This is a genomic window from Devosia algicola (assembly GCF_028816455.1).
GTDB lineage: Bacteria > Pseudomonadota > Alphaproteobacteria > Rhizobiales > Devosiaceae > Devosia > Devosia algicola.
On record NZ_CP118246.1, the window covers coordinates 1,248,112 to 1,266,810 of the forward strand.

14 protein-coding genes and 5 pseudogenes are annotated in these 18,699 nt (G+C 56.5%); 5 read left to right on the plus strand and 14 right to left on the minus strand.

From position 1 onward, the window contains the following. Positions 1-2: 2 nt before the first annotated feature. The 3 genes and pseudogenes from alaS to ribB form a co-directional block, all read right to left on the minus strand. Positions 3-2,646: pseudogene (gene alaS, locus PSQ19_RS06680) on the minus strand (alanine--tRNA ligase). Positions 2,647-2,827: 181 nt separating this feature from the next. Next, positions 2,828-3,899, minus strand: a pseudogene (recA, locus tag PSQ19_RS06685) (recombinase RecA). Between the two features lie 123 nt (positions 3,900-4,022). Further along, complete coding sequence (ribB, locus tag PSQ19_RS06690) at positions 4,023-5,153, minus strand: 3,4-dihydroxy-2-butanone-4-phosphate synthase (protein ID WP_282220124.1); 1,131 nt, start codon at positions 5,151-5,153, stop codon at positions 4,023-4,025. Positions 5,154-5,313: 160 nt separating this feature from the next. Here ribB and araD1 point away from each other — a divergent pair. The 3 genes and pseudogenes from araD1 (at position 5,314) to PSQ19_RS06705 (ending at position 7,481) form a co-directional block, all read left to right on the plus strand. Further along, positions 5,314-6,310 (plus strand): annotated as a pseudogene (gene araD1, locus PSQ19_RS06695) (AraD1 family protein). Positions 6,311-6,468: 158 nt separating this feature from the next. Continuing rightward, positions 6,469-6,984: an aldo/keto reductase gene (locus PSQ19_RS06700; protein WP_282220125.1), complete on the plus strand. Its 516-nt coding sequence runs from the start codon at positions 6,469-6,471 to the stop codon at positions 6,982-6,984. Beyond that, the gene (locus PSQ19_RS06705) at positions 6,981-7,481 is read left to right on the plus strand and encodes an aldo/keto reductase (protein WP_282220126.1); all 501 of its coding nucleotides are present in this window, start codon (positions 6,981-6,983) and stop codon (positions 7,479-7,481) included. Before PSQ19_RS06700 ends, PSQ19_RS06705 begins: the two co-directional genes overlap by 4 nt. 105 nt (positions 7,482-7,586) lie before the next feature. On the opposite strand, the gene PSQ19_RS06710 is transcribed toward PSQ19_RS06705, so the two are convergent. From PSQ19_RS06710 to flgB, 9 genes and pseudogenes are all read right to left on the minus strand, one after another. Beyond that, a complete protein-coding gene (locus tag PSQ19_RS06710; protein WP_282220634.1) occupies positions 7,587-8,405 on the minus strand; it encodes a response regulator in 819 nt (272 codons plus the stop codon). Then, positions 8,341-10,158: a PAS domain-containing protein gene (locus tag PSQ19_RS06715; RefSeq protein WP_282220127.1), complete on the minus strand. Its 1,818-nt coding sequence runs from the start codon at positions 10,156-10,158 to the stop codon at positions 8,341-8,343. Before PSQ19_RS06715 ends, PSQ19_RS06710 begins: the two co-directional genes overlap by 65 nt. A 92-nt stretch (positions 10,159-10,250) precedes the next feature. After that, complete coding sequence (flhB, locus tag PSQ19_RS06720) at positions 10,251-11,345, minus strand: flagellar biosynthesis protein FlhB (RefSeq protein ID WP_282220128.1); 1,095 nt, start codon at positions 11,343-11,345, stop codon at positions 10,251-10,253. Positions 11,346-11,348: 3 nt separating this feature from the next. Beyond that, positions 11,349-11,888: a flagellar biosynthetic protein FliR gene (locus tag PSQ19_RS06725; protein ID WP_282220129.1), complete on the minus strand. Its 540-nt coding sequence runs from the start codon at positions 11,886-11,888 to the stop codon at positions 11,349-11,351. A gap of 52 nt (positions 11,889-11,940) precedes the next feature. Continuing rightward, positions 11,941-12,060, minus strand: a pseudogene (locus PSQ19_RS06730) (flagellar biosynthetic protein FliR); the annotation flags it as partial. A 58-nt stretch (positions 12,061-12,118) separates the two neighbouring features. Then, the gene (gene fliQ / locus PSQ19_RS06735) at positions 12,119-12,385 is read right to left on the minus strand and encodes a flagellar biosynthesis protein FliQ (protein ID WP_282220130.1); all 267 of its coding nucleotides are present in this window, start codon (positions 12,383-12,385) and stop codon (positions 12,119-12,121) included. A gap of 18 nt (positions 12,386-12,403) precedes the next feature. Then, a complete protein-coding gene (gene fliE, locus PSQ19_RS06740; protein WP_282220131.1) occupies positions 12,404-12,727 on the minus strand; it encodes a flagellar hook-basal body complex protein FliE in 324 nt (107 codons plus the stop codon). A 20-nt stretch (positions 12,728-12,747) separates the two neighbouring features. Continuing rightward, entirely contained in the window at positions 12,748-13,161 is a 414-nt protein-coding gene (gene flgC, locus PSQ19_RS06745; RefSeq protein ID WP_282210949.1) for a flagellar basal body rod protein FlgC, read from the minus strand. An 18-nt stretch (positions 13,162-13,179) separates the two neighbouring features. Beyond that, positions 13,180-13,569 carry a flagellar basal body rod protein FlgB gene (gene flgB, locus PSQ19_RS06750; RefSeq protein WP_282220132.1) on the minus strand — a complete coding sequence of 130 codons (390 nt, stop codon included), beginning with the start codon at positions 13,567-13,569 and terminating at the stop codon, positions 13,180-13,182. 301 nt (positions 13,570-13,870) lie between these two features. Between flgB and PSQ19_RS06755 the strand changes: the two genes are divergently transcribed. After that, positions 13,871-14,455, plus strand: coding sequence for a flagellar biosynthetic protein FliO (locus PSQ19_RS06755; RefSeq protein WP_282220133.1), 585 nt, complete (start codon positions 13,871-13,873; stop codon positions 14,453-14,455). Between the two features lie 16 nt (positions 14,456-14,471). Continuing rightward, positions 14,472-15,201 (plus strand): annotated as a pseudogene (gene fliP, locus PSQ19_RS06760) (flagellar type III secretion system pore protein FliP). Here the strand turns inward: fliP and PSQ19_RS06765 are convergent. After that, positions 15,198-17,624, minus strand: coding sequence for a tetratricopeptide repeat protein (locus PSQ19_RS06765; RefSeq protein WP_282220134.1), 2,427 nt, complete (start codon positions 17,622-17,624; stop codon positions 15,198-15,200). The pseudogene fliP and the gene PSQ19_RS06765 overlap by 4 nt on opposite strands. Beyond that, positions 17,614-18,588, minus strand: coding sequence for a hypothetical protein (locus PSQ19_RS06770; RefSeq protein ID WP_282220135.1), 975 nt, complete (start codon positions 18,586-18,588; stop codon positions 17,614-17,616). The genes PSQ19_RS06765 and PSQ19_RS06770 overlap by 11 nt, the downstream gene beginning before the upstream one ends. Between the last annotated feature and the right edge of the window lie 111 nt (positions 18,589-18,699).

The following is an 18,699-nucleotide window of genomic DNA, read 5'->3' on the forward strand; positions in this document are numbered from 1 at the left end:
GGTTAGAGCAGTGCCCTAATAGCTGCCAGGGCCTCATCCGCCTTGCCCGCATCGGGACCGCCCGCCTGCGCCATGTCTGGCCGACCGCCGCCACCCTGCCCACCAAGTGCCTGAGAGCCCGCGCGAACCAGATCGACAGCCGAGTACTTCCCGGTCAGATCCTTGGTTACCCCTACGGCCAAACCAGCCTTGCCGTCCTCGGTCAGCCCGACAATGGCAACTACGCCCGAGCCAATTTGGCTTTTCGTCTGATCAACCAACCCGCGCAGATCCTTAGGCTGCAACCCTTCAACAGCGCGTCCGACAAACGCAACGCCATTAATTATGGCCTTATCGTCATCATTTTCGGTGCTTGAACCGCCCATGGCAATTTTTTGGCGCGCCTCGGTAAGTGCTCGGTCGGCTTTTTTCAGTTGTTCTTGAAGCGAACCGATCCGATCCAGAACGTCCTGTCCGGTGCTGCGCAACAGCGTAGCCGCCGCGTTAACAATTGCCACGTTTGTGTTACCACGATGTCGCGCCGCGTTACCCGTGAGCGCCTCAATTCGACGAACACCGGCGCCCACGGCGCTCTCGGCCACAATGCTGATCGATCCGATGTCACCGGTCCGCCGAACATGAGTGCCGCCACAGAGTTCAACTGACCACCCCAATCCGTTACCGGTTGGCTCTCCCATCGCAACAACCCGAACCTCGTCGCCATATTTCTCGCCGAACAAGGCACGCGCGCCCGAGTCCTTGGCCTCCTCGACGCCCATCAGACGTGTTTCTACCGGCGTGTTCTGCAGGACGATCGCGTTGGCGATGTCCTCGACCTCGGCCATCTCCTGTTCGGTAACCGCCTTGGTATGCACGAAATCGAAACGTAGTCGGTCGGGCGATACCATCGACCCCTTTTGAGCGACATGATCGCCCAGCACCATCCGAAGCGCTTCGTGCAACAAGTGGGTCGCCGAGTGGTTGGATCGGATTGCGCCGCGCCGTTCATGATCAACCTGCAAGGCAAGTGCTCCGCCTTTGATTAACCGACCGCTGGTGACTTTGACCTTATGAGCAAAAACGCCGTGATGCTTCTGGGTGTCCAGCACATCTGCAGCAACCCCTTCACCTGCAAATCGACCGCGGTCACCAACCTGACCACCGCTTTCGCCGTAAAATGGCGTTTGGTTCAGGACCACAAACCCCTCGTCACCGGTTTCGAGTTTATCGACCAGCGCGCCATCATTAATGAGGGCAGTGACCTCACCCTCGGCATCCTCGGTTTCATAGCCCAGAAATTCAGTCGGTCCGAGACTATCGGCCAGACCGAACCAGATATGATCCGTGCTGGCCTCGCCTGAACCCGACCAACTCTTGCGCGCCTCGGCCTTTTGGCGTGACATGGCGTCGTTGAAACCTTGCTGGTCAACAGCGATGCCGCGTGTCCGCAATGCGTCCTGCGTCAGATCCAGCGGAAAGCCATAGGTGTCATACAGCTTGAACGCGGTGCCGCCGGCTAATGTGTCGCCTTCACCCAGACTGCTGGTTTCATCAGCCAATATTTGTAGGCCACGCCCCAAGGTCTTGAGAAACCGCCCCTCTTCCAATCGTACCGTCTCGGCAATCATTGCCTCGCCCCGTACCAATTCGGGATAAGCCTGGCCCATTTCACGCACCAGCGTGGGCACCATCTTGTGTATGACCTGTTCATCGGCGCCAAGCAGCGTGGCATGGCGCATCGCGCGGCGCATGATACGGCGCAGTACATAGCCTCGCCCCTCATTTGATGGCAGCACGCCCTCGGCGATCAAGAAGGACATCGACCGCAAATGATCCGCGATCACCCGCTGGCTGGTCATGCCATCGCCATTGGCTTCACTACCGGTAAACTGGGCGGCCGCCCCGATCAGCGCCTTGAACAAATCAATATCATAATTGTCGTGCACGCCCTGCAAAACTGCAGCAACACGCTCCAGACCCATGCCGGTATCAATCGATGGTCGCGGCAAATTGGTGCGGACTCCGCCGGACTGCTGATCAAACTGCATGAAGACCAGATTCCATATCTCGATAAAGCGGTCCCCGTCTTCTTCTGCTGAACCAGGAGGGCCGCCCCAGATGTGATCGCCGTGGTCGTAAAATATCTCGGAGCTGGGACCACATGGACCAGTGTCGCCCATCTGCCAGAAATTGTCGTTGGTCGCGATCGAAATGATCCTGTCGTCGGGCAAACCGGCAATTTTCTTCCATAGCGCCCGCGCATCCTCATCAGTGTGGTAAACTGTTACCGATAAACGATCTTTTTCCAGACCCCACTCTTTGGTCAGCAGTCCCCAGGCCAGGCTCGATGGCCTGTTCCTTGAAATAATCGCCAAAGGAAAAATTCCCCAACATTTCAAAAAATGTGTGGTGGCGTGCCGTAAAGCCTACATTGTCCAGATCATTGTGTTTGCCCCCAGCCCGAACGCATTTTTGTGACGTGGCAGCAGTTGAATAGGGTCGCTTTTCCAGCCCCGTAAAGACATTTTTGAACTGCACCATTCCCGCATTGGTGAACATCAAGGTCGGGTCATTGCGCGGCACCAGCGAACTGGACGCAACCGGCTCATGTCCGGCACGGGCAAAATAATCGAGGAAACTCGACCGGATATCGTTAACGCTCGTCATAACAAGGCTTTCGTCGCGGGAATGGCGCCGAGATTGCGCCCATTGATTGGTCAGGCTTTCTATCGCGCGCCCCTTGGGTATGTCCAGCATTGCCCACCACCAATTCAAACCACATGCGTCAGGACAGAAAAAAGGGGCGCCAGTTGCCTGACACCCCGAGTTTTATACAATGTCGACCGGTCTATTCGTCGTCGGTGGCCAGCGTACCGCCTTCAGTAATCAAAACTTCGCTCAGCAACCCCGCGCTCTCTCGAACACCTTGCTCGATGGTTGCCGAAATCGCCGGATTGTCTCGCAAAAATTGCTTGGAGTTGTCACGTCCCTGCCCAAGCCGTTGGCTATCATAGGAGAACCAGGCACCGGACTTTTCGACAATGCCACTCTTGACGCCAAGATCGATCAACTCGCCGACCTTGGAAATGCCCTCGCCATACATGATGTCAAACTCAACCTGACGGAACGGCGGTGCCAGCTTGTTCTTGACCACTTTGACACGGGTTTGGTTGCCAACGACCTCATCACGATCCTTGATCGCCCCGATCCGGCGAATATCAAGGCGTACAGAAGCGTAAAACTTTAGCGCATTGCCCCCGGTCGTGGTTTCAGGAGAGCCAAACATCACACCGATCTTCATGCGGATCTGGTTGATGAAAATGACCATGCATTTCGACTTTGCGATCGAGGCGGTCAGTTTGCGCATGGCCTGGCTCATCAAACGCGCTTGCAAACCGGGCAAGCTGTCGCCCATTTCCCCTTCCAGGCTCCGCCCGCGGCGTTAGCGCCGCCACCGAGTCGATCACCAGCACATCAATGGCGCCCGAGCGCACGAGTGTGTCGGTGATTTCCAATGCCTGCTCACCTGCATCCGGCTGCGAAATCAGTAGATCATCAACGTTGACGCCCAACTTGCGTGCATATACCGGATCAAGCGCATGTTCAGCATCCACAAAGGCGCAAATGCCGCCACCACGTTGTGCCTCGGCAATCACATGCAGCGCCAAGGTCGTCTTGCCGGAACTTTCGGGTCCAAATATCTCGACGATTCGTCCCTTGGGCAGCCCACCGATACCCAACGCGATATCCAGTCCCAGAGAGCCAGTAGATATTGATTCGACTTCGATCGAGGCAGCTTCCCCCAATCGCATGATCGAGCCTTTGCCGAAACTGCGCTCGATCTGGCTGAGTGCAGCCGTAAGCGCCTTATCCTTGTCCATTGATCCCCCGTCGATAACGCGAAGCGGTGAGTTAGCCATTTCTCTCTCCTTATTCCACGCCCGGGGTATCCATGCAACGCGCCAGTACCGCAGCAAGTCGTGCTTTTAATGTCCTCTGTTTGTTCTCATTTTGTTTTCATCCTGTCAAGCGCTTTTCGACCGCTAACTGAGTAAAATTGTCTCGGAGATTTCAATACCGAATCCACCCAGACCGACATATTGGCGTTCTGACGTTGTCATCACCGCAATTGAACGAACCCCGAGATCACGCAATATCTGTGAGCCAACCCCTACCTCGCGCCAGCCTGACATTCGCTTGATTGCGCTACCGTGCGACTCGCCACCCTGCCCATCCAGTGTCACTTCCTGCGGCGCGCGTCGCCCGTCGATATCACTATCGACCGCCTGGACACCCCGCAAAACCAACACAACACCGCAACGTCCACGCCCTTTGATTTCGGATACGGCCCTTGTGATCTGATCCGTCTCCGCATTCGCCCGCGCTACAACGTCACGCAATGGCTGTTCACGAACAATTCGACACGGCACATTGGATTGGTCCTGAACCTCCCCGATAACAAGCGCCACATGTTGCACCGGATCAAATGGCGTTTCATAGGCGTAGACCTGCCCCTGCATACCCGCGACCAAGGTTGGCACCACTGCCACCCGCCGCAGAAATTGCTCCTTGTCGAGCCGATAGGCGATCAAATCTTCGATGGATATGATCTTGAGCCCATGCGTGCGTGCAAACTCGATGAGTTCGGGCAGTCGTTTGACCGTGCCGTCGTCATTGACAACTTCCGCCAAAACGCCAGCCGCTTCCAACCCCGCCAGACATGCTAGGTCAACACCCGCTTCAGTGTGACCAGAGCGGGCCAACACGCCCCCTTCGCGCGCCACGAGGGGAAATATGTGGCCCGGACGAATAAAATCGCCGGCGCTGCTATTACTGCCCGCCAGCGCGCGAATTGTCGCCGCCCGTTCAGTCGCCGCGATCCCTGTTGTCATCCCGATCCGATAGTCCACCGTCACCGTGAACGCGGTCCGGAACGGATCGATATTGTTGGCAACCATCGGCTCAAGATTAAGTGCCGCCGCGCGCGCTGCCGGCATCGGCACACAGATAATGCCGCTGGTGTGACGGATCATGAAGGCAATTTTTTCTGGCGTAGCCAGACTTGCTGCCATTATGAGATCGCCCTCATTTTCACGGTCGGTGTCATCGACCACGACGACGAGTTCACCAGCTGCAATCGCTGCAACTGCACTTTCAACGCTATCCAAAACCATAGTTTGCCCCAACACGCCGGGCTGGCGTCGCCCCTAGATACGACCTCACCTCCTGTTTCACAATCCGTCGCAGGTATGATGCCAAAATCGAACTTTCCGCTTGCCCACAACTAACATGTTGCGTTTTATGGCGCCCAATCCACACGTCAGGAGCACCGCCATGAACCTCATCCAGTTTCTTGATTCCAACGGTCAGCGCGCCGTAGGTGTCGTCGATGGTGCAAACGCACGTCGTCTCAACGACGCATCCAGCGTTTATGATCTGGCGGTCAGCGCGTTCCAGAACGACACCGGGCTCGGTGCGCTGATCGATGAAATGGGCCTGGGCGACACCGTCGATCGCGATCTGATCCTGGCCGAAGGCCGCATGCTCTCGCCCATTGACCACCCTGATCCCGCCCATCTCTATGTTACGGGCACTGGCCTTACGCACCTGGGCTCCGCCTCTACCCGTGACGCCATGCACACGGCCAACTCGGGTACGAACGAAGCCGGGCAAACCGACACAATGAAAATGTTCCGCATGGGGTTGGAAAATGGCAAGCCCGCCGAGGGCGAAAAAGGCGTGCAGCCGGAATGGTTCTACAAAGGCAACGGCTACAGCGTCATTGCACCAGGCCATCCGATCCCGTCACCAGCCTTTGCACTCGACGCCGGTGAAGAACCCGAAATCGCCGGCATCTATGTCATTGATCAACATGGCCAACCACGCCGACTGGGCTTCGCCATTGCCAATGAGTTTTCCGACCATGTGACGGAGCGGGTTAATTACCTGTATTTGGCCCACTCAAAGCTACGTGCTTGCTCGTTTGGTCCCGAAATTCGCGTCGGCGACCTGCCGGCTCACATCGAGGGCACCTCCAAAATCGTACGAAACGGTGAAACGATTTGGGAAAAACCGTTCCTGTCGGGCGAGGACAATATGAGCCACACCATCGCCAATCTTGAATATCATCATTTCAAATATGAGCCTATTCCGCACGCCTGGCGATGTTCATATCCATATGTTTGGCACCGCCACACTGAGCTTTGCCGACGGCGTTTCGACCCAACCCGGCGACATATTCGAAATTGAGGAAGGCCAGTTCGGTGCGGCGCTGCGCAACCCGATCAGGATCGATCAGGAAACCCCCGTGACAGTTGGCAATATTTACTAGTCTCAACACCTCACCCGCCCGTTCGGACTCCATATCTAAAGGACGCGTTGCGCACGGATCGCGGCCCTGCAACCAATTTCCAATTCAAAATTGCCGGTGGCGCTTTACCGTGTGGCACTAACATGTCAGTAGTGGCATAGATTTCAAGGGGACGAAGCATGAGCCAACAATCGCTAAAACAGCGCCGCGTCGGGCAAACAGATTTGCGGGTGACAGAGTTGGGCCTCGGTTGCGCCTCACTTGCTGGCATTGGCGGAGCCGTACCCGCCGATCAGGGGCGCGCCACGGTGGAGCACGCGCTTGATTGCGGCATCAACTATTTTGACGCGGCCCCCCAGTATGGGTTTGGGCGCGCCGAGCATCTGGCGGGCGACGTACTGCGCCAACGCCGCGACGGCGTCATCCTCTCCACCAAGGTCGGACGCTTGCTGACACCCGTCCACGGCGATCGAAAGTCACCACATAACTGGGTCGATCCGCTGCCATTCGACGAAGTCTATGACTATTCCTATGACGGCGTCATGCGTTCGTTCGAAGACAGCCTGCAACGTTTCGGCGTCAACAAGATCGATATTCTTTACGTTCACGACATCGGCTTTGCCACCCATGGCGCCGACGCTAACAAGCAGGCTCTGGGAGCAACTGGCGGCTGGCGGCTACAAAGCATTGCGTGAACTTCGAGACGGTGGTGTGGTTTCCGCGATTGGTCTGGGGGTCAACGAGTGGGAAGTTCTCATGGACGCCTTCGAGCCTTGGCGACTGGGATGTATTCCTGCTAGCCGGCCGCTACACCCTGCTTGAACAAACCTCTCTTGATCCGTTTCTGACCACTTGCGTCAAGCGCAACACCTCAGTTGTCATTGGTGGGCCGTTCAATTCCGGTATTCTTGTCGGCGGCACGACATTCAACTACGCCAAGGCACCGGACGCTGTAGTTGAAAAAGTACGCCGACTTGAGGCGGTTTGTAATGATTTTGGCGTGCCCCTGCCCGCTGCGGCGCTTCAGTTCCCGCTGACCCACCCCGCGGTGTGCAATGTCCTGCCGGGTCCACGCTCACCGAGTGAACTGGATGGTATTCTGGATTGGTGGCATACCGAAATTCCCGATGAGCTTTGGTCAGCACTCCTCGAGCAAAAGCTTCTCGCTCCAGGAACACCGGTTCCCGGCTAGACATTATAGATCCAGGTGACGTCGATTATGTAATGTCGCCCCCGACCGCACCAAGCGCGTGGTAATAGCGCGTAGAACTTTGGGCGATCACTGCAAGCGTTGCCGTCAGTCCTGGCTGCCACGCAACGCGGCTTGCAACACTTCCTTGACCTTGGAGTTGATCTGATCAAGCGAATAGGGCTTGGACAGGAACTCCACGCTCTGGTCATCCTCGATATCGCGGCGAACGCTGTCTTCGGCGAACCCCGAGACGAATATCACCTTGAGCGTCGGCATTTTCTTGCGCACATGCTTGAGTAGCGTCGGCCCATCCATCTCTGGCATCAGCACGTCTGATACCATCAGGTCGATCTCGAAATTCTCATCCTCGAGAATTTCAAGCGCTTCCTCACCCCCGTCCGCCTCAAACACCTCATAGCCGGTGGTGCGCAGAGCCATGGCGGAAAAATTGCGTACGCTCTCTTCATCCTCGACCAGCAAGATGCGCTCATGCCCTGTAAGGTCACGCACTGGTGCCGCCGCTGGGCCCTTTGATCCCACTTCACTCGCCGCCAACACATGACGCGGCAGGAATATCTTGAATGTCGTACCGGCACCAACAACTGACACCGGATATATGAAGCCCTCTGTCTGCTTGACGATTCCATAAACCGTCGACAATCCAAGCCCCGTCCCCTTGCCAAGGTCCTTGGTTGTAAAGAATGGCTCAAATATCTTGTCCAGCACCTCGGTCGACATGCCGGTGCCGGTGTCCTGCACCTCGATAAGAACATAGTCGGCAGCAACCATGCCCTCGAAATTGAATGTCTCGGTTTCCGCAGCCGTCACATTGCTGGTCCGTATGTTGATGGCCCCGCCCTCAGGCATGGCATCGCGCGCGTTGACAACCAGATTGATAATGACCTGCTCGAGCCTGGACCACATCGGCACGGACGGGCCAGATATTTCGCCCATGCTCGACACCGAGATTGATCTTCTCACCGATCATGCGTTTGAGCAGTACCGTGAGATCATCAACGATCAAGGACAGTTCGAGCACCTGCGGTCGCAAGGTCTGCCGACGCGAAAATGCCAGCAATTGCCGGGTCAGCCCCGCGGCGCGATTGGCATTTTGCTTGATCTGCATCAACTCCGAAAAGGAGGGATCCCCGGGCTTGTGTTTGAGCAACAATAAATCGGAAAACCCGATAATGGCGGTCAGCAGATTGTTGAAATCGTGGGCAACGCCACCGGCCAATTGCCCGACCGCTTGCATTTTCTGGCTTTGGGCAAACTGGGCCTCCAACTTGCGCTGCTCGGTCATATCAAGGGCATAGACATTGACGCGCTCGGGCGAACCGGTGCTCATTTCCGATCCGGAAATGTATAATCGTACAGCGTGATCGCCTTCGGCGGTCAATAGTGCATCGACCGGCTCGATGGCCGATTGCTGGGCACCAGCATCAACAATTGCCCGTGCCAGCCGCTCGCGGCTCCCTTCCCCTATAAGGTCGGCCAGCGGCTGCAGTTCGAGGCTTTTCTGCTCGCCTGACCATTTGAATATCCGGCTGAACGGCGCGTTGGTACGCACAATCCGGCCACTGGTATCAAGCGTCGCAATCGCAAATGGCGTATCATTGAAAAAGCGTGAGAACCGGACTTCGGCCGCGCGTAGTTCTTCTTCACTATCGGGTGCGCTGCTTTGGTCGAGCACCAGTGTACGCGTTTCGCCCAGTTCGCCCTCGGCCAATCGGGCCGCGCGATGCAGCAGGCGTACAGGCAACGCCGTGCCATTGCGACGCACCAGATCAATGTCGATGATTTCGGTGCCGATTTCGCCGTCGCCACGACCACGCATCAGCAGGCTGTCACCGTCACCGCGCACAATGTCGCCAAGGCTTAGCTGCCCTGAGTTGAACTCGGCCAGATCATATCCCAGCCAATCACTCAGAGTGGAATTGAGATATTGTATTCGCCCATGGGCGTCAGATGAAAAGAAGCCTGCCGGTGCATGATCAAGATAATCAATCGCGCGCTGCAGATCGCGAAAGGCACTTTCATTGTTCTCGCGGTCCCGCGTAATGTCCTCGACTGACCAAACCAATAGCGACTTCGTGCCACCGTCAACGTCCGGCAGCGGACGGACAGCGACGCGATACCAGAATGGACGGCTTGCGTCCGTGTGTGATCCGCCCAATCCACCGATCAGCCGAATATCCTCAATCGCGCTGCGTCCATCCTTGGCAGCGCGAGACAACCGATAGACCGCTTCGCTGGCCTCAGACTGCCCCGCAAACAACCGTGACACGCCCACCGGAACGCCACCGACGATCGCACCCGCGAAGGTGCCATAATGCGCATTGACGTAAGAAATCTTGCCGTCCCGATCCGCAACGACCGCGCCATAAGGCAAACTGTCGACAACGGCCCGCGAGACGGTCCGCTTTTCTTCGCCATTGGCAAATTTGAACAGACCAGCGGCCAGCCCGAACAGACAAAACACCCCCGCAACAGCCAAGAGACCCACGAAAGTAAGCGTCACATCGGCAGGTATGCGCTCGCCGTAAAACGAAAACACGGCGGCGATAAGCACCAGACTGACGCCGAGCACCATGACTCGCCACAATCCAGCATTGCCTCGTTGGCGCGTTTGGAGTGGTTCTGGGTACGAGTCCTCGCCAAGCGGGGTAGCTGCCATGGATGCATATGCTCCGGGGACGGATCAAATTAGCCGAATCAATCGATACCTAAGCTCTACCAAATGGCTCACGGCCTTGGGAGAGTTAATGCCTAGTTTACCGAATTGCCGGGCGTCCATCCACGATTATCACGCAGGCGCATCACGAATCCGATGACTTGGGCCACCGCCTTGAAGTGCTCGTTCGGAATGGGTTGATCAATTTCGACGCTGGCGAACAGTGCCCGTGCCAATGGCGGATTCTCAACGATCGGCACATCGTGTTCCTTGGCAACTTCACGAATACGCAACGCAATGGCATCTGCCCCCTTGGCGAGGCAGAGCGGCGCTTTCATCGACTTGTCGTATTTGAGCGCGACGGCAAAGTGCGTCGGGTTGGTAACAATGACGGTAGCATCGGGCACCGACGCCATCATCCGCTGCCGCCCGCGTTCCTGTCGCAACTGTCGTATCCGGCCCTTGACTGCTGGATCGCCTTCCATTTGCTTATATTCGTCGCGCGTTTCCTGAACCGTCATCATTTGGCGCTTCCACCACTTTTGACGCACATAAAGAAAGTCCGCGAACGCTATGATGGTCACGACGGCCAGCACCGACAGCAGAATTTTTAGCCCGATTTCCTGAAACTCTCCCAAAATGATCGCCGGATCAGCCGTCATAAGGGTCGAAAGTCGGTCCTGTTCAGGCCAGACCGTTACCGCGACAACCACACCAACAATCGATAACTTGAGCAGCCCCTTGATAAAGTTGACCAGCGCCTCGCTTGAGAACAGCCGTTTTGCGCCAGCCAATGGCGATATTTTGCTTAGTTTAGGCGTGATCGGCTCGACGGAAAGCAGTGGCGGATGCTGGAGCAGATTGGCAGCAATGGCACATATCGACAACACCAGCAGGGGTCCCAGCACGATCAACACCAGTTGCAGCGCCAAGCCATCGAAAAATGCCTGAAGTGCCGCCCCGCCAATTTCGAACTGATCGGCATTGGCAAATATTTCCTTGAGTGAGTTGGCAAGGCCCGAACTTGCACCCGGTGCCATGAAACCAAACAGGGCAGTCGTCCCCCCAAGCATGAACCAGGTAGTCACCTCCTGGCTCTTGACCACATCGCCTTTCTTGCGCGCGTCCTCAAGCTTTTTATGGGAGGGATCCTCGGTTTTACTGGACTGTTCCGGGGCTTCGTCGGACATCGCCTAACCTCGCAACATCGCCAGATGATTCTCGAACGCCGATATATACCAGCCCATCATCATGGTAAGCAGCAGCGCCAACAATACCAGCCCGACCAGAATATTGGCCGGCATCAGCAGAAAATAAACCTGTAGCGCCGGCATCAGTCGCGCCAATATCCCGGCGCCAAGATTGAACACCAACCCGAACACAATGAACGGTGCCGACATCTGCACACCTATCGTAAAGGCATGTGCGACAGTTTGAATAGCCATTTGTGCCGCGTCGGCAAACATCAACGGCTCAGTAGGCAGGAACACCATGTAGCTGTCATATATTGCGGCAAGTGCCATGTGGTGCAGATTGGTCGCAAATATCAAGGTGACCCCGACAAAGGACAGGAACGAGCCGATGACAGCGCCCTGCACACCACTTTGGGTCGGGTCGGCCACTTGTGCCGCACTTAGTCCGGACTGAAAGGCTATCACCGCCCCGGCGACCTGCGTCGCCATCACGGTAATGCGCGTAATCGCACCAATGATCAGCCCGATAGCGAAGCTCATGCAGGATCAATGCCAGAAGCGCCGGAAACTGCGTTGGCATCGGCGGCATGACCTTGGCCAACAGGGGATAAAGAACCAGTGTAAATGCCAGCGCAAAACTGAGCCGCATCCGCGCCGGAATCATCTGCTCCCCCAGCGCGGGCATCAGCATCAGAATGGCGCCGATCCGCATGAATAGCAGGATATAGATATAGGCAACCTCGGGCAGCCAATTTAGACTGAGCGTCACCCTAACCGCCGATGATGATTAGATCGACGATGCGGTTCATATAGGCACCCATGGTAGCGCCCAGAAACGGCAGCGAGATCAACAATGTCACAAAGATTGCCAAAATCTTGGGAACAAATACCAATGTCTGTTCCTGGATTTGTGTCAGCGCCTGGAACAAGGCAATCACTACGCCGACCAATAGGCCCGCCAGCATCATTGGCAACGACACGATAATTAAAACCCAGATACTGTCAGTCGCGATATCGAGAACTTCAGCGCCGCTCATGGCACGGCCTTTCGAGAATCAGATCGGCATTCGCATGATCTCTTCATACGCCGAAATGACCTTGTCGCGAACCGATACCATGCTGTCGATAGCCAATTCGGTCTGGGACAGTGCGGTGACCATATCCACGACATTGGCTTTGCCGTTGACCATTTCCATCGCCATCTTGTCCGATTTGTTGCCGGTATCAACGACATCCTGAACGGACTGCGCCAGCATATTGGCAAAGTCATTTCCCTGATCGGCCTTGGCGACAATATCGGTGCCCGGCTTTGCCGTCTGGGCGATCAGCTTGGATGCGTTACCGTAGGCAGCAGCGGCGGCGTTAAAGGGTATTGCCATGTTTTTTGGTCCTGATGGGGCTAACTGCGCAGAATATCCAGGGTACGGCCCAGCATCTGCCGGGTCACCGTCACCACGTTCAAATTGGCTTCGTATGTTCGTTGGGCCTCGCGCATGTCCATCGATTCAATCAACGGATTGATGTTTGGATATTTGACGTAACCCTGAGGATCAGCCGCTGGATGACCGGGCTCGAAGCGGGTCGTAAAATCGCTCATGTCGTACGCGAGCTTGCCCACTTCCACAATATTGCCGCCAGCCTGCGCGTCAAACTCGGTCTTGAAGGTAGGAATACGGCGTCGATACGGATCCTCATCCGGCGTTTTGCCCGCCGAATCCACATTTGCGAGATTTTCCGCGATAACACGCATTCGCGCGGTCTGCGCATGCAGCCCGGTAGCCGCAATTTTCAGGGAGGAATTAAAGTCGCTCATGGTGCCAACCTAGCCGTACTAGGACCGCCCCAGGGCGGTCCGCAGGATTTTCATTGAACTCTGGTACACCGAGGTGACGGCCTGATAATCACTCATATTGGTGGTCACCTTCATCATCTCGTCTTCGAGTGAGATTGCGTTACCCTCGGGCGTGACCTCAAAACTGTTCATGCGCTGCGCGCCAAAGGCCGCGCTATTATCCCCGCCAACGGAAATGTGCATCGGCTGGGTCGCCGTGACGCTGAGGCTGGCGCTGGACCCACCACCCATATGGTCACCAAAATTGTACTGGGCCAGATCTCGCCCTTGGTAACCTGGCGTTTCCGCATTTGCGACATTTTCAGCCAATAGACCTTGACGCGCCTGGTGCCAGCGCATCTTGTCGGATAGCGCTGTAAATAATGGCATGTTCATAATGCCCATGGCCTGATACCCCCTTGGCAGACTCGCCTCGCGATAGGCAATTCTTGCCGAGGTATGGTTAATCAACTATTAACCGGAACGGCTTGGTGGGGCATTAGTCTCGCAATTTGCAGATTTCGGGGCCAAATAGGCAATTTGTGCCGAGCCCTTCGGTAATCGTAGTGGAGTAGACGCGTTGCAATTCATCACCAGCCTTTTCGGCGGTTCGGGCAATTCCATTCTGACAGCGACTTTTGCTCTTGGCATCGTGTTGGTGCTGATAGTGCTTGGTCTTTGGGCCCTCAAAATGCTGTTTAAGGCGTCTAGCAACGTCGCCCGCGGCAGAAACCGCCGCCTGCTGGTGATCGACACCCTGGCCATCGACCCAAAACGGCAATTGGTCATCATTCGCCGCGACAATGTCGAGCATCTGCTTTTGACCGGTGGTCCACAAGATGTTGTCATCGAGACGGGCATTCCCGTAACCGAGGTCGCACAAACCGCGTCAAACCGTCGCGCGGTGCCCAACATCGCGTCGGCCAAGCCTGTTCCCCGTCCAGTTAAGACGCGGGTCGTTGCGGCAAATCAGCAACCGTCGGTACGCTCGTCTGCGTCGGCAGCTACGCCCCCTAAAGTGTCGCCGCTGGATCGATTGCGCGAACTGCGCAAACCCTCATCGAACAAAGCTCCAACCTCAATTCGCCAGACGGGCCTGATGCGACCTGTTAGTAAAGTCGAACCAACCGGACTTCCTGTAGAAAAGAGCGATAGCCAAGGCGCCGACTCAGTTAAAGAAGTTGTTAACACTTCCACTGAGCAGAACGGGCGTCCGCAAGTTGACGACTCCAGCAGCCACATCGACGACAAGGGTTACAACACCGACCGCAACTAAGCGCTCAAGGTACGCCCTGTGGGCCGGCCTCGCAGTTTTTCTTGGTCTGGCTTTGGTGCCCAGCGTCGCCTTTGGCCAGGATGTGTCGATCGATTTCGGAAACGACACAACGCTGACCGAACGGGCCGTTCAACTCATCGGCCTGATCACCGTGCTGGCGCTGGCCCCGTCAATTCTGGTGATGGTCACCAGCTTCACCCGTATTGTGGTTGTACTGTCGCTGCTGCGTACCGCCATTGGCCTGCAGAGCGCCCCACCCAATTCGGTCATGGTATCGCTCGCGCTGTTCCTGACGATTTTCATTATGTCTCCAACTCTGGAGCAAACCTATAATCTTGGGATTGAGCCACTACTCGCCGGTGACATGCAGATTAGCGAGGCATTCGAGGCGGGTAGCGTTCCAATCCACACTTTCATGCGCGCCAACGTCCGCGAGAAGGACCTGTCGCTCTTTTACGACCTTACCGACACACCGCCACCCGAGGACCCCGCAACTATTCCGCTCACGCTACTCATTCCCGCCTTCATGATTTCAGAGCCTGCGGCGTGCGTTTGAAATCGGCTTCCTGCTATTCCTGCCCTTTGTGGTCATCGACATGGTGGTGGCGTCGGTCCTGATGTCGATGGGCATGATGATGTTGCCGCCAGTGGTGATTTCACTGCCGTTCAAGCTCATTTTCTTCGTTCTGGTCGATGGTTGGTATCTGGTCGCGGGATCGCTGGTTCGAAGCTTTGCATCCGGCTAGCCAGACCCGGCAACCTTCAAGTCCGGTTTGGCGGCAAATGGCGGCACCATCGCCCCGTCCGCGCCATAGGTCTGCCGATAGGCAGACAGGAACGAATTGAGCCCGTCCAGACCTGACACGGCGCTGGCTACATTCTTGAATTCCAGGCTGTCCGTGGTGATCGTCCCAGTAACATAGTCAAACATTGGCCATTCCGGTGCCGTCACCATGGCGTCAGAAAATTTCGCCCGCAATCTCGACTGGCCCAACCGATCACCCGCCAACACATACCCTACGGCGGCCTTGATGACGTTCATGCGTGCTGGCTGGCTCAACGACTGTATATCTGTTGAATTGTCATACATGGCCTCCAACAGTTCGGCCGCATCCCCATAGCGCTTGGCCCGCCAATGCGCGTCAACGCGCAATTGGTCAACGTCGCGCCCCTGCATGGATTTGAGCAGGTCCAGTGCCAACTCGTCGCGACCACCATCAATCATCGAACGTGCTTCCAGCACACGCCTTTGCCGCGTCAACGCCTCCGACAGTCCCGGCGTCCGTGTCGATCCCAGCACCCTCAGAGCGTCTTGTGGCTTGCGATCCGCCAGATAAATCACCGCCAGATCGGCCGCAACCTGTGCTTTGGCAGCGCCTTTGAGTCGATTGTTCAACTGATAGTCGAGCAATTGGGCTGCCTGCGGCAACAGATCGATCTTGACCAGCCGTCGTGCCAAATTGCGGATCATTTCGTCACCGCGTGCACCCGGCGGCGTTAGCTCCCGAAAATCATAAAACAGGCTCAGCGCATCAATCGGCGCCAGCGCTTCGGCCTGCCCATTCAGGAACAGATCGACAAATATCCGTTGTGCCTGATCCCGCAACGCATTGACCGGTGGACTCTCGGGGTAAACCGACACCGCCTGCTTGACCGTTTCGAAGCCGGCTCGGAAATTGTTTTGGCGGAAATAGAAACCGGCCAGCAACTGCTGCATGTCGGCCTCTAGCCCATTGCCACGCCATAACATCGCCTCGGCCGACAGCGTCGCCGTCGCCTTGTCAAGATTGAGGTTGCCCTCCTTGTCCAGTAACTTGAGTGTCCGATAAATAGCTTCGGCGCGTGTGGGACGGATATCGGCGGCAATGACCTGGCCATAATTGTCTATGGCTTCGGCGCTTTGGTCTTTCAATTCGTCAACCCGCCCCATCAATAGATGCAACTGGCTAACCTCCTCCACATTCAATTCGGCAGTGTCGATGCTGTCCAGCAGTCGATCGGCGCTGTCCTCGTCGCCCGTTTCAACCGCAGCGCGGATTGCCGCGAAAGTGTAACGCTTGCGTGCCCAGGCCGGGTAGTTCCGCGCCAGATCCTCGGACGCAAATGCGTCCTCTAACGCCCCGCGATAATCATTGTTGTCGGCGCGCGCGATGGTGCGCCAGAACAGGGCGTCACCTTCATTCGCCAACTTCGCACTGTTCAAGATCGCCAATGCTTCAGTTGATCTGTTGACGACGGTGTCCGCGATCGCCGTGGTCAATCGCACTTTTTGGACAAGATCGTCACCGCCTTCGGGCTTGTCACCGATAACGCTCAACACACCCAGTGCTTCGTAGGCAAAGCCGTTTGCCAGCTGGAATTGAGCCAGATCCAAACGAGCCGCATCACGGGCCCCACCTTTGGCACTGGCGGCTGTTGAGGCAAGATCATCATATTGCTGTTCATATCGGGCGGGATCGCTCACCAGCAACCTGTCCAGATCAACAAAGCTAAGTCGATTGGCCGAGTCAAAGCCTGACCGCAACGCGCGTTGCTGGTCCGCACTCGACAGCACCAGACCCCCTTCCATGCTGATAACGGCCAGCTTGTTCTCAACCTGAATATTCAACCCGTCATGCTGGGGCTTGATCGCCAGACCGTGCACAGTGCGCAACGCGGTAAAATCGACATATTTTTGGTCGCGCAACATGCCGCGGGATGGTGGATAGGCGGTCACCACTTCAAGCTTGTCGCCAACAAGGGGATCCACAAACTGGTGTACCCGCGCCGGACGATCCACATTGGCGACCATTTCATACCCGCCATCCTGTGCACGCTCGCGAGTCAAACTGATAGGCTCAGTGGGTGTTAACACCATGTCGCCGAGCGAGAGCACCCAGGCCCGGCCCTCCGATCCAAGTGTTGCCAACCTGTCCTGGGCCAGATCAATGCGCACAACCTGAGTGTCGCCCCCTGCAATGACCGAGAAATCGCTCGCCACGGCTGATAGCGATTTCATGTCCTTTGGCGTGTCGATGGCCGAGGTTGTGTCAATAATTGTCCACACTGTGTTGCCACGGCGAAATACCGCCGCTGCCGTATCCTGTTCGAACGGAAACACGATCCGCAAAGTGCTCCCTACCTGGCTCACATAGGGTTGGATCGCTGCTGGTGCGGTATCAGGGTACAAAACGCCGAGTCTCGGACGACACCCTCTCCTCGTGACCCGCTGCGCCCGTGTCGTGGCCATCATCGGTCGAGCCTGCTGCATCGGCCGTATTCGACTTGTCAGCCAGCGCTTGTGCGGTAATCGGGGGCAAACCGGCGTGCGGCAGATCTACATCGACAATATAGGTTCGCGGCGTCTCCTGATAAAATCTCGGTACAACACCACTGGCAAACTTCAGCGAGACCGCGCTGCCATCTTCGGATACGCTATTGTTAACATTGACAATTTCGGGCGGCAAACTGGTCGCCAGTTCCGCTATATCGACCGGCACCGGCCATTCAAAATCAAGCGTGGCATTCTTTTGCTTGAATGAAAAATCGGCCTTGGTATCGATGCTCCAGTCAAACTGGAGCCGCATAAAGGTCGGGTTGGTACCGATTCTTACCGTAACCTTTGGCTTTTGATCGCGAACGACTGCCGCCTTGCGCTGTCTGTCCGCCTGCTTGGCGGACGCCTTGGCATTGGCGGCCACACGATCAATCACATCCTGGGGCAGCGCAGGCGGCGCGCCCTGCCAGTCGGTTGGCAACAAGTCGATGTAAAGTTGATTGTCGGCCTCCGTATGCCGCACCTCAAGGGCGGTCCGCAAGCCAAACCGCAGTCCTTTCTTGTCTGAATCCATCCGTGCCGCCGTGACATAGTCAGGCAACATGCCACCCACATCCGGCAAAATTACATCGGCAGGTTCATCAAAGGTGACGGAGAGCACACCGTTTTCGCTGCTCACCTTATAGGCGGGCAGGTCAGTGCGGGAGCGGAAGGTAACGATCATGCGGCCGTAGCCATTCTCTGCACTGACCGATAATTGGCCGCGATCCTGCGCCAAACCCGGCGTTGCGCATGCCAAAAGCCCCGCCAGCGTGACGGCACCAACCATTAGGGCAATACGCGCCCTTTTCCAGCCCACCTGTATCGCAGTCTTCACCGACCGCAGCCCGCCTGGCAAATTAGGCGTCTTCAAACGAACTGCTATTAGCCCGGACACTGAAAACGCGATTACACAACTAATGTCGTGACACTATCGCGTCGTGCTTAA

Excerpts from the sequence above, each read along its gene's own strand:
- ribB (WP_282220124.1), bottom strand. The coding sequence starts at position 5,153 with ATGGTTTTGGATAGCGTTGAAAGTGCAGTTGCAGCGATTGCAGCTGGT.
- PSQ19_RS06700 (WP_282220125.1), top strand. The coding sequence starts at position 6,469 with ATGAGCCAACAATCGCTAAAACAGCGCCGCGTCGGGCAAACAGATTTG.
- PSQ19_RS06710 (WP_282220634.1), bottom strand. The coding sequence starts at position 8,405 with ATGTGGTCCAGGCTCGAGCAGGTCATTATCAATCTGGTTGTCAACGCG.
- PSQ19_RS06715 (WP_282220127.1), bottom strand. The coding sequence starts at position 10,158 with ATGGCAGCTACCCCGCTTGGCGAGGACTCGTACCCAGAACCACTCCAA.
- flhB (WP_282220128.1), bottom strand. The coding sequence starts at position 11,345 with ATGTCCGACGAAGCCCCGGAACAGTCCAGTAAAACCGAGGATCCCTCC.
- PSQ19_RS06725 (WP_282220129.1), bottom strand. The coding sequence starts at position 11,888 with ATGAGCTTCGCTATCGGGCTGATCATTGGTGCGATTACGCGCATTACC.
- fliQ (WP_282220130.1), bottom strand. The coding sequence starts at position 12,385 with ATGAGCGGCGCTGAAGTTCTCGATATCGCGACTGACAGTATCTGGGTT.
- fliE (WP_282220131.1), bottom strand. The coding sequence starts at position 12,727 with ATGGCAATACCCTTTAACGCCGCCGCTGCTGCCTACGGTAACGCATCC.
- flgC (WP_282210949.1), bottom strand. The coding sequence starts at position 13,161 with ATGAGCGACTTTAATTCCTCCCTGAAAATTGCGGCTACCGGGCTGCAT.
- flgB (WP_282220132.1), bottom strand. The coding sequence starts at position 13,569 with ATGCCATTATTTACAGCGCTATCCGACAAGATGCGCTGGCACCAGGCG.
- PSQ19_RS06755 (WP_282220133.1), top strand. The coding sequence starts at position 13,871 with ATGCTGTTTAAGGCGTCTAGCAACGTCGCCCGCGGCAGAAACCGCCGC.